A 13,923-nucleotide genomic window follows, 5' to 3' on the forward strand; every position below is an offset into this window, starting at 1 on the left:
ACGCCATGAGCATGGGCGGGCCGGGCGGGGGGATGCGCGGCGGCGCCGCATTCCGCGGCGTGGACGTCGCTGCGCAGAAGCGTCTGAATGCCGAGGCGCCGCAGGTCGAGGACCTCGGCGCGCGCGTCGTCGCGATGTTCCGGCCCTACCTCGGTCGCATCGTCCTCACCGGACTCCTCGTCATCGCGGGGGCGGCGATCGGGGTGATCCCGCCGCTCATCGTCCAGCAGATCTTCGATGAAGCGCTCTTCCCGGCCGCCGGGGCGGGAGGCGCGAGCGGCGTGGACCTCGGGCTCCTCTGGCGGCTGGTCGGCGCGATGATCGGCCTCTTCCTCCTCTCCGCGGTCCTCGGTGTCGCGCAGACCTGGCTCACCTCGACGGTCGGCAACGCCGTCACGGGCGACCTGCGCGTGCGCCTGTTCGACCACCTGCAGGCGATGGAGTTGGGCTTCTTCACCCGGACCAAGACAGGCGTCATCCAATCACGCCTGCAGAACGACGTGGGCGGGGTCTCCGGCGTCCTCACGAACACCGTCACGAGCATCCTCGGCAACGTCGTCACGGTGATCTCCGCGCTCGTCGCGATGGTGCTCATCGACTGGCGGCTGACGATCATCGCCGTCGTCCTCATGCCGATCCTCGTGTTCGTGCAGCGTCGCGTCGGTCAGGTGCGCGCCCGCATCGCGGGGCAGACGCAGGAGTCCCTCTCCGAGTTGACCTCGATCACCCAGGAGACCCTCTCGGTGTCGGGGATCCTCCTGTCCAAGGCGTTCAACCGTCAGCGCACGGAGTCGGCGCGCTACCGGGAGGAGAACACGAACCAGGTGCGTCTGCAGGTGCAGCGGGCCATGAGCGGGCAGGGCTTCTTCGCGGTCGTGCAGGTGCTCATGGCATCCGTCCCCGCCGTCATCTACCTCGTCTCGGGCTACCTCATCGGGGGAGCGGCTGGCGCCGCGACGATCACGGCGGGAACGGTCGTCGCGTTCACGACCGTGCAGGCGCGGCTGCTGCAGCCGCTCATGGGTCTCATGCGCGTCGCCCTCGATCTGCAGACGTCGCGCGCGCTGTTCGCCCGCATCTTCGAGTACCTCGACCTCGTGCCCGCGATTCAGGATGCCCCGGACGCTATCACCGTCGCCGGGGCGCCCGGGCCGGTCGGACGGATCGAGTTCCGTGATGTCGTCTTCCGCTATCCGGATGCCACGGAAGACGCGCGGCCGACTCTCGCCGGGGTGTCCTTCGTCGCCGAGCCGGGCGAGCACGTCGCGTTCGTCGGGCCGTCCGGCGCGGGGAAGACGACCGTGCTGTACCTCGCACCGCGGTTCTACGAGGCATCCGCCGGCAGCGTCCTCTTCTCCGGAGCCGACGTGAGGACCCTCACGCAGGAGTCGATCATCGATCACATCGGCATCGTGTCGCAGGAGACGTATCTCTTCCATGCGACCATCCGCGAGAACCTCCGCTACGCGAAACCCGATGCGACCGATGCCGAGATCGAGGCCGCATGCGCGAGCGCGAACATCCACCACATCATCAGCGGGTTCGAGATGGGCTACGACACGGTCGTCGGCGAACGCGGCTACCGGCTCTCGGGTGGGGAGAAGCAGCGCATCGCCATCGCGCGCGTGCTGCTGAAAGACCCGCCGGTGCTGCTGCTGGACGAGGCGACGAGCGCGCTCGACACGGTGTCGGAGAGGATCGTGCAGGAGGCGATCGACACGGCGGCCTCGGGGCGGACGACCCTGTCGATCGCGCACCGGCTCTCGACGATCGTCGGCGCGGACACGATCCATGTCGTCGATGCGGGCCGGATCGTCGAGTCGGGGACCCACGCCGAGCTCCTCGCCCGCGGCGGCCTCTACGCCGAGCTCGCCGCAGAGCAGATGGCCGCCGCGCGGATCGAGGGCATCGATGCGGCGGCGGCGCCCCGCGCGCTGCCGGATCGACGCGCCGACCGCGCGCCCGAGGGTGCCGCGGGGGCGGATGCCGCGCGACTCGTCGCCGATCCGCCTGCCTCAGCCCCGGGCGCCCCGCCGGCCTGGGATGCCGAGGGCGAGCTGCCGCCGGCGTGAACGCCGCAGCGACGGCTCAGCGCGCAGCCGCAGAGGGACTCAGGCCTCGGTCGACCACTTCTCGGATCCGATCGCGTCGGTCGGCTTCGGCGTCGGTTCGTTCTCCTCGACGAAGACGGGCTTCGGATTGACGAGCTCCTCGGTGGGAACCTTCTTGAGCTCGTCGATCTCGTCGCGGAGCGCGTCGAGGTCAGGACCCTCGGGAGACTCGGGGAGGTCGGGGACGTTCGAAGAAGTGCCGGACATGGCCCCACCCTAACCCGTCACCGCTCCGTCGCTCCGTCACCACAGGGCGGCGGCCGAGCGCAGGTTGGTGCCGTCGGCATCCAGGAGCAGGGACTCGTGCTCGGCGCGGGCTGACAGCTCGCGGACGAGCGCGCCGATGGCGCGGCGGTAGGCGTCGTCGTCGTGCTGCTGCGCGATCCGGACGAGCGGCGGTGTGTCCATGTCGAGGATGAGTCGCACGCGTGCGCGCGCGGCTGCGCGCTCGCCGGCCGCGTCGAGGACGGCGATGCCGCCCCGGAGCGCGTCGAGGTAGTCGGTGAGCACCGGGAGCGTGTCCTTGCGCTGTGTGATCGATGAGCCGTCGGCGCGCTCGCGCCACTGCACGACGACGTCGGGGATGACGTCGATGCCGCGCGCGTGGACGTAGAGACGCTGCGCGACGATCTGGTCCTCGTACAGCCTGCCTTCGGGGAAGCGCAGCCCGTGTGCGCGCCACAGCTCGACGCGGCTGAGCTTCGACCACGCCACGATGTTGCCGGACACCTCCGGGTGTTCGGCGAGCGTCGTCCGCCGGCGGGCGGGCGCCGTTGCGGCGGCCACCCACGGCTGAACCGCGCCCGGCGTGTACCTGCCATCCGGTCCCGGCCGGAGGCGGACGTAGGCGCCGACCACGATGTCGCTCCCGCTCGTGCCGATCGCGTCGATCAGCCGTTCGAGTGCCTGCGGTGCCATGATGTCGTCGGCGTCGAGGAAGCCGACGAACGGCGTCTCCACGAGGTCGAGACCGGTGTTCCTGGCCGCGCCGAGACCGCGCGGCACGTCGTGGCGCACGAGCATGAAACGCGCATCGGATGCCGCGGCATCCGCGAAGACGTCACCGGTGCCGTCTACGGATCCGTCGTCCACGAGGATCGCGTGCCAGGCGGGGAACGTCTGGGCGCGCAGGGAGGCGAGGGCCTCCGCGGCGAACTCCGCGACATCACGGCCCGGCACGATCACCGTGACGAGCGGGCGGGGATCGACCGGCGTGCTCACGAGCCCGATCGTACCGCCGCGACGGCGGCGGCGACCGCGTCGGCGACGGGGGAGAGGTCCTCAGCCAGTGCGTGACCGAAGGTGAAGCGCACCGCGCTCTGCGCGACCGCCGGGTCGATGCCGCACGCGACGAGCACATGCGACGGCTCGTCACTGCCCGCCGCGCACGCCGATCCGCTCGAGGTGACGAGTCCGCGCCGTTCGAGTTCGAGGAGCACCGTCTCTCCGCTCGTGCCCGCGAACGTGAAGCTCGCCGTTCCGGGGAGGCGCCGGGTCGGATGGCCTGTGAGCCGTGCCGTCGGCACGTGCGCCAGCACCCGCGCCACGAACGCGTCGCGGAGCGCGCCGACGCGCTCCGCGACGCTCTCCCGTTCCGCCTCGGCGAGCTCGAGCGCGGTCGCGAACGCGACCGCGCCGGCGAGGTTCTCGGTGCCGCTGCGGCGTCCGCGCTCCTGCCCTCCACCGTGTAGGACGGGTTCGAGCGGCAGCCGCGCCCGCACGGCCAACACACCGATGCCCTGCGGCGCGCCGATCTTGTGTCCGGCGAGGCTCAACGCGTCGGCCCCGGTGCCCCGCAGCGGCAGCCAGCCGGCGGCTTGGACGGCGTCGAGGTGCAGCGGCACACGGGCCGCCGCCGTCACCGCGGCGATCGCGTCGACATCCTGCACCGTACCGATCTCGTTGTTCGCATAGCCGATCGAGACGACTGCGGTGTCGGGGCGGATCGCCGCAGCGACATCCGCCGGGTCGACGGACCCCGTCGGGTCGACGGGAACGTGCGTGATCTCGAAGCCGTGCACGCGCTCGAGGTATTCGCACGACGCGAGGACCGCCTCGTGCTCGATCGGGGTCGTGACGATGTGCGCACGGGGCACGCGGCCGGCTCCGTCGCCGCCGCGCCGCAACGCCGCGCCGATGGCGAGCCCCTTGATCGCGAGATTGTCGGCCTCCGTGCCGCCCGAGGTGAACACGATCTCGTTCGCGCGGACGCCCAGGACGGCGGCGACGCGCGCGCGGGCGTCGGCGAGCGCCGCGGCCGCGGCCTCGCCGACCGTGTGGTGGCTCGACGGATTGCCGAAGCGGTCGGTGAGGTACGGGAGCATCGCCGCCCGGACCTCGGGACGCACGGGACTCGTCGCGGCGTGGTCGAGGTACAGCACCGGCCCGCTCCGCTCAGGCCTCGACGCGCACGTCGAGGCCGAGGTCGAGCGCCCGCGCCGAGTGCGTGAGGGCGCCGACCGAGATGACGTCCACGCCGGTCGCCGCGATCGCGGCGACCGTGTCGAGGCTCACGCCGCCGGATGCCTCGACGATCGTGCGCCCGGCGATCGCCGCGACCCCCGTACGGAGGTCGTCGAGTGAGAAGTTGTCCAGCATGATCGTGCCGACGCCGCGCGGCCCCGTGCCCGCGGCGAGGACCGCATCGAGCTGGTCGAGGCGATCGATCTCGACCTCGAGATGGGTCGTGTGCGGCAGGGCGGCGCGGGCCGCCTCGAGCGCCGCCGTGATCGAGCCGTGCCGCGCGACGAGCACCGCGAGGTGGTTGTCCTTCGCCATGACGGCGTCGGACAGGCTGAAGCGGTGATTGTGGCCCCCGCCGCTGCGGACGGCGTGCCGTTCGAAGCGGCGGAGCCCGGGGGTCGTCTTGCGGGTGTCGGCGATGCGGGCGCCGGTGCCGGCGACCGCGGCGACGTACGCGGCGGTGAGTGTCGTGATCCCCGACATCCGCTGCGTGAAATTCAGTCCGATGCGCTCCGCCTGGAGGACCCCGCGCGCCGGCCCGGTCACGGTCGCGAGGGTGTCGCCGGCCGCGAACCGGTCGCCGTCGCCGAGGCGCAGAGCGACGACGATGCGCGGATCGGTGAGCGCGAAGGCGGCCTCGAAGACCTCCCCGCCGCTGAACACGCCGGCTTCTCGGGCACGAAGTTCGGCCGTGGCGGCGGCGTCGACGGGGATGAGGGTCTCACTCGTGAGGTCGCCCCAGGGGGCGTCCTCGTCGAGCGCGGCGCGGACGACGGTGTCGATGTGGCTCCGGCTCAGCATGCTGCCACCGCCGCCGTCAGCGCCGTGTCGGGAAAACTCCGGTGATCCGACGTGAGAACGGCGGTCGTGGGCGTTATCGGCTTAGTTCCGAGCCGATGCGGAGGAGTTTCATCGCGGCGCGAATGGGCGCCCACCGATTCCCGGCGGGCGAGCGCGGACGCCGTCAGGGCGGCGCCGACCTCCAGGAGGTTCGCATCCTCGAACCCGGCTTCGCTCGTAGGTTCCTCGGCGCCCGTCCGCCACGCGGCGATGACGGATGCCGCGTGGGCCAGCCCGTCCTCATCGCGGACGAGTCCCGCGTCCTCCCACAGCAGATCCTGCAGCGCCGCGCGCGAGAAGGCGGGGACAGCGCCGCGACCGGCCGGAGCGACCGCCGCCGGATCCGCGCCGCGGGCGAAGGACCGAGCCTCCGGCCAGGCACCGGAGGTGGCATCCGAGGCGATCGCGTCACCCGCCCGCGCGCCGAAGACCGCGCCTTCCAGCAGCGAGTTCGACGCCAAGCGGTTCGCGCCGTGCACGCCCGTGCGGGCGACCTCGCCGACCGCGTAGAGACCCGGCAGGCTCGTGCGGCCGAAGAGGTCGGTCGTGACGCCGCCCATGAGATAGTGCGCCGCCGGCGTCACCGGGATCGGCTCGCGCGCCCAGTCCCATCCGCGACTGCGTACCGCCTCGTCGATCGTCGGGAACCTCGTGCGCAGGAACTGCGCCGTGCGCTTCGCGCTGGCGCCGCCGTCGACGCCGGCGGGTCCCAAGGCCGTGGCATCCAGCAGCACGGGGCGGTCGCCCTGCGCGGTCATGACTTCCGCGATCGCGCGGGCGACGACGTCACGCGGCGCGAGCTCGGCGTCGGAGTGGACTTCGAGCATGAACCGGCGCCCCTGCTCGTCGCGCAGCACCGCGCCCTCGCCGCGTACGGCCTCGGACACGAGGAAGGGATCGGAATCCTCGGTGGCGGGCAGGACCGTCGGGTGGAACTGGACGAACTCGAGATCGACGACGGCGGCGCCGGCGCGGATCGCGGCGGCGATGCCGTCGCCGGTCGCGACGGGCGGGTTGGTGGTGTGCGCGTAGAGCTGGCCCGCGCCGCCCGTGGCGAGGACGACCGCGTCCGCCGCGAGGACCTCGCGGCGCTCGTCCCGGATGAGAAGATCGGCGCCCGTGACGTGACCTGTCGACTCATCGACGACGAGGTCGACGAGGAACGCGTGCTCGATGACCCGCACGGCGCTCTCCCGCAGCCGCGCGACGAGCGCCCGCTCGATCGCCGTGCCGGTGGCATCCCCGCCCGAATGCAGGATGCGAGGGTACGAGTGCGCCGCCTCGAGTCCCTTGACGAACGAGCCGCCCGGAGCGCGGTCGAACTCCACGCCGAGGGCGATGAGCTCGCGGATGCGCCGCGGCCCTTCCTCCGCGAGGACGCGCACGGCGGCAGGCTCGCTGAGCCCCGCGCCCGCGACGAGGGTGTCGTGGATGTGATCCTCGACACGGTCGTCGTCGAACATGACGCCCGCGATCCCGCCCTGCGCGTACCGTGTGTTGGCGTGTTCGAGCACGTCCTTCGTGACGAGCGTGACGCGGCATCCCGCGTCGACGGCGTGCAGCGCCGCGGTGAGTCCTGCGATGCCGGACCCCACCACGACGACGTCGACGCCGGTCACGGTTTGGCCGCCAGCATGCGTTCGAGCGCGACCCGCGCGGGGTCGGCGACGTCGCCGGGCACCTCGATGCGATTGACGACGCGCCCGGCGACGAGTTCTTCCAGCACCCACGCGAGGTACCCGGGGTGGATGCGGTACATCGTCGAGCACGGACAGACGACGGGGTCGAGGCAGAAGATCTCGTGCTGCGGATACTGCGCCGCGAGGCGCTGCACCAGGTTGATCTCGGTGCCGACGGCGAAGGTCGTCGGCTCGGTGGCCGCGGCGATGGCCTTGCGGATGTAGTCGGTGGAGCCGGCCTCGTCCGCGGCATCCACGACGGCCATCGGGCATTCCGGGTGCACGATGACGCGGACGCCGGGGTGGTCGGCGCGCGCCTTGTCGATCTGATCGACGGTGAACCGGCGGTGCACGGAGCAGAACCCATGCCAGAGGATGACGCGGGCGTCGGCGAGCTCGCCCTCGGTCGCGCCGCCCAGGGGCCTGCGCGGATTCCACATCGGCATCTGATCGAGCGGCACGCCCATCGCCTTCGCCGTGTTGCGCCCGAGGTGCTGATCGGGGAAGAACAGCACCCGGCGACCCCGGGCGAAGGCCCACTCGAGCACCGTCCGCGCGTTCGACGACGTGCACACGATCCCGCCGTTGCGTCCGACGAACCCCTTGATGGCGGCGGACGAGTTCATGTAGGTGACGGGGATGACGGGGACGAGCCCGTCCTCGTCCGCGGCATCCAGCGGCCCGTAGACGTCGGCGAGCTGCTCCCAGCAGTCCTCGACGTCGTCGATCGAGGCCATGTCGGCCATCGAGCAGCCCGCGGCGAGATTCGGCAGGATGACGGCCTGGTCGGGGCGGGAGAGGAGGTCGGCCGTCTCGGCCATGAAGTGCACGCCGCAGAACACGATCGCCTCGGCCTGCGGCTGCGTGAGGGCCGCGTTCGCGAGCTGGAACGAGTCGCCCACGTAGTCGGCGTGCGTCACGACCTCTTCGCGCTGATAGAAGTGGCCGAGCACCACGACACGGTCGCCGAGCGCCGCCTTGGCAGCGCGGATGCGATCGTGGAGCTCCGCTTCGGGGGCCTCACGGTACGCCGCCGGCAGTTCGCCCTGCCGCGGTGCTCCGGTCGGGATGACGTCGCCCATCGACGAACCGGGCCCGTAGCCGGGGCGTGCGTCGAAGTCCCAGGGGCCGGCCGCGAGATCGGTGTTGCACGTCTCTGCGGTCGACGAGCCGTGCACGATCGCCTGGATCTCGTGGTCGACGCTCGCGTCGGGGCGATTCCGGTCGTGGGGGTGGATCTGCAAGAGGGTCATGAGCGTGCCTCTCTGGAACGGGCGGGCAGGGGCGAGTCGGACGGGAGCGGGCCGCGGTCGGCGAGCTCGACGTCCTGGTTGTAGCGGTACAGACGGGCGGGCCGGTGGCTGCCCGTACGAAAGCGGTCGGTCGGGATGAGGGTGGCCGAGTTCTCCACCTGGCGGCGGAAGTTCGCCGGGTCGAGGCGCCGGCCGAGGATCGCCTCGTACACCTCGCGGAGCTCGGCGAGGGTGAACAGGTCCGGGAGCAGGCCGTGCGCGATGCGGCTGTAGCCGACCTTGTTGCGCAGGCGCCACAGGGCGTAGTCGACGATCTGGTTGTGGTCGAACGCGAGCTCGGGGAGCGCGGTCGCGTCGAACCAGGCGACGTTGTGCTGTTCGGATTCGAGGGAGACGTCCTCGCGCACGAGCGCCCAGTAGACGATCGACACGACTCGACTGGACGAGCGGTCCGGGTCGCCGAAGGCGTAGAGCTGCTCGAGGTAGCTGGGTGTCAGCGTCGTCGTCTCGGCGAGGGTGCGGGATGCCGCGCGCTCGAGCGGTTCGTCACCGCCCAGCCACCCACCGGGCAGCGCCCACTGGCCTTCGTGCGGATCACGTGTGCGCTTGACGAGCGGCAGCACGATCGTCGCGCCGTCTCCGCCCGGGCGGCGGCGCAGGCTGAAGATGACGGTCGACACAGCGACACGGATCTCTCGGGCTGTTTTTGTCATGATGACCATAACTCCGACGTCGATCTTATAGTCACCGCGACCAGAACACAAACCGCTCGCCCCCGGCACGCTATGCTGGGCGCACAACAGAACACAGGCCGCATGACGCGCGCGGGAGAGCCCCGGCATCCTCGGAGGATGTCGAGCACCGAAGGAGCAAGCCTCCCCGCCAATCTCTCAGGTCCGCGTACCGCCCGCGTCCGGCCGCTCTGAAAAGCGATGCCCACGGGAACGGCTGTGCCCGGGGATCCGCCGACGGTGAAAGCCCCGATCCGCCCTGCGGGTGATGAAGGGCGAAGCTCTCAGGCCCATGACAGAGGGGGAGTTCACGGATGCCGGGGTCCCGGCATCCGCCGCCCGATCTCGGGAGAACTCGTGTCCGACCTCCGCACCACACCGCTCCACGACCGCCATGCCGCGCTCGGGGCCTCGTTCACCGACTTCGGCGGCTGGTCGATGCCCGTCCGCTACACCTCGGACCTCGCCGAGCATCACGCCGTACGGCAGGCGGCGGGCCTCTTCGACATCTCGCACATGGCCGAGTTCACCGTGTCGGGAACCGGGTCCACCGCGTTCCTTGAACGCGTATTGGCCGGGCGGTTCGCGGCGATGTCGATCGGCAAGGCGAAATACTCGCTGCTGCTGTCGGATGCCGGTGGGGTGATCGACGACGTCATCGTCTACCGGCTCGGCGACGAGCGTTATCTCGTCATCTCCAATGCCGGCAATCGCGATGCGGTGTTCGAGGCATTCCGCCAGCGGGTGGCCACGGCGGGCATCACGGCCGCCGTCAGTCTGACGCCCTCCAATGCGCTTCCGTTGGATCTGCAGCTGTCGACCAACGATGGCGCCACGATCGAGGACATCTCCGATGGCGTGTCGCTCATCGCGGTCCAGGGGCCGCGGGCGCGTGCGATCCTCGAGAATACGACCGGCATCGACGCGATTACCCCCGCCGTCGTCGACCTCGGATACTACGCGTGGTCGAGCGGGACGTTCCAGGGCGCGGACCTCTTCATCGCGCGCACCGGCTATACGGGCGAAGACGGCTTCGAGCTCCTCGTGCCGAACGCCGCCGCTCCCGCCCTCTGGGACGCGCTGCTCGCTTCCGGCGAACCGCTCGGCCTCGTTCCCGCGGGTCTCGCCTCCCGCGACACGCTGCGCCTCGAAGCCGGGATGCCGCTGCACGGCCATGAGCTCAGCGACCGGATCCTGCCGGCTCAGGCCGGGCTCGGCCGGGTCGTGGCATCCGACAAGGGTGACTTCGTCGGCAAGGCCGCCCTCGCCGAGGCGCCCGCCGACCTTCCCGTCCTCGTCGGCCTCGCCGCAGAGGGTCGTCGCGCCGGTCGCGCCGGCTACGCCGTCTACGCGGGCGCCGAGGGTGGCGATCCCGTCGGCGAGATCACAAGCGGGGCGCTGAGCCCGACACTGGGGCATCCCATCGCCATGGCCTTCGTGCCCCCGGCGCTCGCCGACATCGGCACCGAACTCTTCATCGACGTGCGGGGGACCCGCATCCCCGCGACCGTGACCGCTCTGCCTTTCTACCGGAGGACCGCATGACCGACCTGAACGCACTCACCTACACCGCCGAGCACGAGTGGGTCGCCCTCGCGGGCGATGTCGCGACCGTCGGCATCACCGACTACGCCGCCGACAAGCTCGGTGACGTCGTCTATGTGGACCTCCCCGCCGTGGGCTCGAGCGTCACCGCGGGTGAGGTCTGCGGCGAGATCGAGTCGACGAAGTCGGTCGGCGAGCTCTACGCCCCGCTCACCGGCGAGGTCGTCGAGGTCAACGACGCCGTCGTCGCCGACCCGTCCGCCGTGAACGGCGACGCGTTCGGCGCCTGGCTCGTCAAGATCCAGGTCGACCCGGCCGATGTCGAGGCGCTCATGGACCGTGACGCCTACGTCGCTCTCACGGGCGGCGAGGAGTGACCTCCGCTGCATTCCGGGATCGGCACATCGGCACGGACGCCGACGCGCAGGCGATCATGCTCGGCGCTCTCGGCTACGACACGGTCGACGCGCTCGTCGGGCGCGCCGTCCCGGCCTCCATCCACGCGGCCCCGATCGACGACTCGGTGATCCCCGCGGCGGCGACCGAGGCCGAGGCGCTCGCCGAGCTGCGCGCGCTCGCGGCGCTGAACCGCCCCGCCCGGTCGATGATCGGGCTCGGCTACTACGACACGCTGACCCCGTCGGTCATCGCACGGAACGTGTTCGAGAACCCGTCCTGGTACACGGCCTACACCCCCTACCAGCCCGAGATCTCCCAGGGGCGCCTCGAGGCCCTCATCAACTTCCAGACGATGGTGACCGACCTCACGGGGCTCGCCACCGCGAACGCCTCGATGCTCGACGAGGCGACCGCCGTCGTCGAGGGCATGCTCGTCGCGCGGCGCGCCTCGAAGTCGGCGTCGAACGTGTTCCTCGTGGATGCCGATGCGCTGCCGCAGACCAAGGCGCTGCTGCACCACCGGGCTGCCGCGGTGGGCATCGAGATCGTCGAGGGTGCATTCGTTCCCGTCGAGGGTGCATTCGTTCCCGCCGGGGGTGCCTTCGTTCCCGCCGGGGGTGCATTCGGGGCGTTCATCCAGTACCCCGGCGCCACCGGTCGGGTCTGGGACCCGTCCGAGGTCATCGCACAGGTGCAGTCGCAGGGCGGTCTCGTCGTCGTCGCGGCCGACCTCCTCGCGCTGACCCTCCTGCGCTCGCCGGGTTCGCTCGGCGCCGACATCGCGGTCGGCACGACGCAGCGCTTCGGCGTGCCGATGGGTTTCGGAGGCCCACACGCCGGCTACATGGCCGTGCGCGCGGGACTCGAGCGGCAGCTTCCCGGCCGTCTCGTCGGCGTCTCGCAGGATGCCGCGGGGGCGCCCGCCTATCGCCTCTCGCTGCAGACCCGGGAACAGCACATCCGGCGTGAGAAGGCGACGTCGAACATCTGCACCGCCCAGGTGCTGCTCGCCGTCATGGCATCCATGTACGCCGTCTACCACGGGCCGGACGGCCTGCGGCGGATCGCCGCCGACGTCACCGCGAAGGCGCATCGGCTGCGCGACTGGATCGTGGACGCGGGTGGAGAGGTCGCCTTCGACGAGTTCTTCGACACGATCGTCGTGCTCGTGCCCGGACGTGCGGGAGAGATCGTCGAGCGCGCTCGCGAGCGCGGGTTCCAATTGTGGTTCCGCGACAGCGACTCGGTCGGCGTGTCGGTCGACGAGACGACCACGATCGCCGAACTGCACGCCCTCGCCCAGGTGTTCGGCGGCCCCGAGCAGCGCGCGTTCGCCTTCGTCGCACGCGATGCCGCTGCATCATTGCCCGAGGCGCTCCGTCGCGAGGACGAGTTCCTGACGCACCCGGTCTTCCACGTGCACCACTCCGAGACGGCGATGATGCGCTACCTCAAGCAGCTCGCCGACCGCGACTACGCGCTCGATCGGGGCATGATCCCGCTCGGCTCGTGCACGATGAAGCTCAACGCGGCCACCGAGATGGCTGCGGTGTCGTGGCCGGAGTTCTCCCGCGTGCACCCGTTCGCGCCGGCGGAGGACGTCGCGGGCTACCTCGTGCTCATCGAGCAGCTGGAGTCGTGGCTCGCGGAGATCACCGGGTACGACGCCGTGTCGCTGCAGCCGAACGCGGGGTCGCAGGGCGAGCTCGCGGGGCTGCTCGCGATCCGCGGATACCACCACTCCCGCGGCGACGTGCAGCGCGACATCTGCCTCATCCCGTCCTCGGCGCACGGCACCAACGCGGCATCCGCCGTGCTCGCCGGTATGCGCGTCGTCGTCGTCGCGTGCGACGACGACGGCAACGTCGACCTGGGCGACCTGCGGGCGAAGATCGCGCAGCACGCGGACGCCCTCGCGGCGCTCATGATCACCTACCCGTCGACCCACGGCGTGTACGAGCAGGACGTCGTGGACATCACGGCCGCGGTGCACGACGCCGGTGGTCAGGTGTACGTCGACGGGGCGAACATGAACGCGCTCGTCGGCTTCGCGCGCTTCGGCGACCTCGGCGGCGACGTGTCGCACCTCAACCTGCACAAGACGTTCGCGATTCCGCACGGCGGGGGCGGCCCGGGCGTAGGCCCCGTCGCGGCGAAGGCGCACCTCGCGCCGTTCCTGCCCTCGCATCCGCTCGCGCAGCGGGCGGAGCACGCGGGCGGGTATGTCTTCGATGGCGGGCCGATCTCGGCGGCGCCCTACGGCTCGGCATCCATCTTGCCGATCTCGTGGGCCTACATCCGCATGATGGGGGCGCGGGGGCTGCGGGATGCCACGGGCGCGGCGGTCCTCTCGGCCAACTACATCGCCGCGCGACTGCGCGAGCACTACCCGGTGCTCTACTCGGGCGAGGGCGGGCTCGTCGCGCACGAGTGCATCCTCGACCTGCGGCCGCTGAAGGAGGAGACCGGGATCACCGTCGACGACGTCGCGAAGCGACTGATCGACTACGGCTTCCACGCCCCGACGATGTCGTTCCCCGTCGCGGGGACGCTCATGGTCGAGCCAACCGAGTCGGAGGACCTCGGCGAGATCGAGCGGTTCATCGAGGCGATGATCGCGATCCGTGCGGAGGCGTCGCGCGTGCAGGCGGGGGAGTGGCCGGCCTCCGACAATCCGCTCGTGAACGCGCCGCACACGGCCGCCGCGGTCGTCGTGTCTTCGTGGGACCACCCGTACCCCCGCGAGCTCGCCGTGTACCCCGTGCACGCCCTCGTACGCACGAAGTACTGGCCCCCCGTTCGCCGCATCGACAACGCCTACGGCGACCGCAACCTCGTCTGCGCCTGCCCGCCCGTGGAGGCCTTCGCCTGACCGCGCTCCGCGCCCGCGCTTCCGCGAAAG

General features: G+C 71.3%; 11 protein-coding genes and 1 riboswitch. Of the genes, 4 read left to right on the forward strand and 7 right to left on the reverse strand.

The window, feature by feature from the left end; all coding sequences use genetic code 11:
- The first annotated feature begins 11 nt into the window (after positions 1 to 11).
- Positions 12 to 2,072 (forward strand): ABC transporter ATP-binding protein, encoded by a 2,061-nt coding sequence (locus J0I43_RS01090; protein ID WP_292859018.1) that lies wholly within the window; start codon positions 12 to 14, stop codon positions 2,070 to 2,072.
- Positions 2,073 to 2,111: 39 nt separating this feature from the next.
- On the opposite strand, the gene J0I43_RS01095 is transcribed toward J0I43_RS01090, so the two are convergent.
- From J0I43_RS01095 to J0I43_RS01125, 7 genes are read right to left on the reverse strand one after another with little or no spacing between them, the layout of a single operon-like run.
- Positions 2,112 to 2,318 (reverse strand): hypothetical protein, encoded by a 207-nt coding sequence (locus J0I43_RS01095; protein WP_292857681.1) that lies wholly within the window; start codon positions 2,316 to 2,318, stop codon positions 2,112 to 2,114.
- Between the two features lie 36 nt (positions 2,319 to 2,354).
- Positions 2,355 to 3,332 carry a glycosyltransferase family 2 protein gene (locus tag J0I43_RS01100; RefSeq protein WP_292857684.1) on the reverse strand — a complete coding sequence of 326 codons (978 nt, stop codon included), beginning with the start codon at positions 3,330 to 3,332 and terminating at the stop codon, positions 2,355 to 2,357.
- Positions 3,329 to 4,492 (reverse strand): cysteine desulfurase family protein, encoded by a 1,164-nt coding sequence (locus J0I43_RS01105; RefSeq protein WP_292857687.1) that lies wholly within the window; start codon positions 4,490 to 4,492, stop codon positions 3,329 to 3,331. The genes J0I43_RS01100 and J0I43_RS01105 overlap by 4 nt, the downstream gene beginning before the upstream one ends.
- Before the next feature lie 13 nt (positions 4,493 to 4,505).
- Positions 4,506 to 5,375 (reverse strand): carboxylating nicotinate-nucleotide diphosphorylase, encoded by an 870-nt coding sequence (gene nadC / locus J0I43_RS01110; RefSeq protein WP_292857690.1) that lies wholly within the window; start codon positions 5,373 to 5,375, stop codon positions 4,506 to 4,508.
- Positions 5,369 to 7,033, reverse strand: a complete 1,665-nt coding sequence (gene nadB / locus J0I43_RS01115; protein ID WP_292857692.1) for an L-aspartate oxidase — start codon at positions 7,031 to 7,033, stop codon at positions 5,369 to 5,371. The genes nadC and nadB overlap by 7 nt, the downstream gene beginning before the upstream one ends.
- Positions 7,030 to 8,346: a quinolinate synthase NadA gene (nadA, locus tag J0I43_RS01120; RefSeq protein ID WP_292857695.1), complete on the reverse strand. Its 1,317-nt coding sequence runs from the start codon at positions 8,344 to 8,346 to the stop codon at positions 7,030 to 7,032. Before nadA ends, nadB begins: the two co-directional genes overlap by 4 nt.
- Positions 8,343 to 9,059, reverse strand: a complete 717-nt coding sequence (locus J0I43_RS01125) for an NUDIX domain-containing protein (protein ID WP_292857698.1) — start codon at positions 9,057 to 9,059, stop codon at positions 8,343 to 8,345. Before J0I43_RS01125 ends, nadA begins: the two co-directional genes overlap by 4 nt.
- Positions 9,060 to 9,161: 102 nt before the next feature.
- Positions 9,162 to 9,262: riboswitch (glycine riboswitch) on the forward strand.
- Positions 9,263 to 9,434: 172 nt separating this feature from the next.
- On the opposite strand from J0I43_RS01125, the gene J0I43_RS01130 reads away from it, so the two are divergent.
- Genes J0I43_RS01130 through gcvP form a run of 3 tightly spaced genes read left to right on the forward strand, consistent with a single transcriptional unit; the run spans position 9,435 to position 13,893 of the window.
- Positions 9,435 to 10,622 carry a glycine cleavage system aminomethyltransferase GcvT gene (locus tag J0I43_RS01130; protein ID WP_292857701.1) on the forward strand — a complete coding sequence of 396 codons (1,188 nt, stop codon included), beginning with the start codon at positions 9,435 to 9,437 and terminating at the stop codon, positions 10,620 to 10,622.
- Positions 10,619 to 10,999 carry a glycine cleavage system protein GcvH gene (gcvH, locus tag J0I43_RS01135; RefSeq protein ID WP_292857704.1) on the forward strand — a complete coding sequence of 127 codons (381 nt, stop codon included), beginning with the start codon at positions 10,619 to 10,621 and terminating at the stop codon, positions 10,997 to 10,999. Before J0I43_RS01130 ends, gcvH begins: the two co-directional genes overlap by 4 nt.
- Positions 10,996 to 13,893 carry an aminomethyl-transferring glycine dehydrogenase gene (gcvP, locus tag J0I43_RS01140; RefSeq protein WP_292857707.1) on the forward strand — a complete coding sequence of 966 codons (2,898 nt, stop codon included), beginning with the start codon at positions 10,996 to 10,998 and terminating at the stop codon, positions 13,891 to 13,893. The genes gcvH and gcvP overlap by 4 nt, the downstream gene beginning before the upstream one ends.
- Positions 13,894 to 13,923 lie beyond the last annotated feature (30 nt).

Source organism: Microbacterium sp., assembly GCF_017305435.1.
Lineage (GTDB): Bacteria > Actinomycetota > Actinomycetes > Actinomycetales > Microbacteriaceae > Microbacterium.

What these genes read in the sequence shown, in the direction of transcription:
- J0I43_RS01090 (WP_292859018.1), top strand. Translation starts at nt 12, where the DNA reads ATGGGCGGGCCGGGCGGGGGGATGCGCGGCGGCGCCGCATTCCGCGGC.
- J0I43_RS01095 (WP_292857681.1), bottom strand. Translation starts at nt 2,318, where the DNA reads ATGTCCGGCACTTCTTCGAACGTCCCCGACCTCCCCGAGTCTCCCGAG.
- nadC (WP_292857690.1), bottom strand. Translation starts at nt 5,375, where the DNA reads ATGCTGAGCCGGAGCCACATCGACACCGTCGTCCGCGCCGCGCTCGAC.
- nadA (WP_292857695.1), bottom strand. Translation starts at nt 8,346, where the DNA reads ATGACCCTCTTGCAGATCCACCCCCACGACCGGAATCGCCCCGACGCG.
- J0I43_RS01125 (WP_292857698.1), bottom strand. Translation starts at nt 9,059, where the DNA reads ATGACAAAAACAGCCCGAGAGATCCGTGTCGCTGTGTCGACCGTCATC.
- gcvH (WP_292857704.1), top strand. Translation starts at nt 10,619, where the DNA reads ATGACCGACCTGAACGCACTCACCTACACCGCCGAGCACGAGTGGGTC.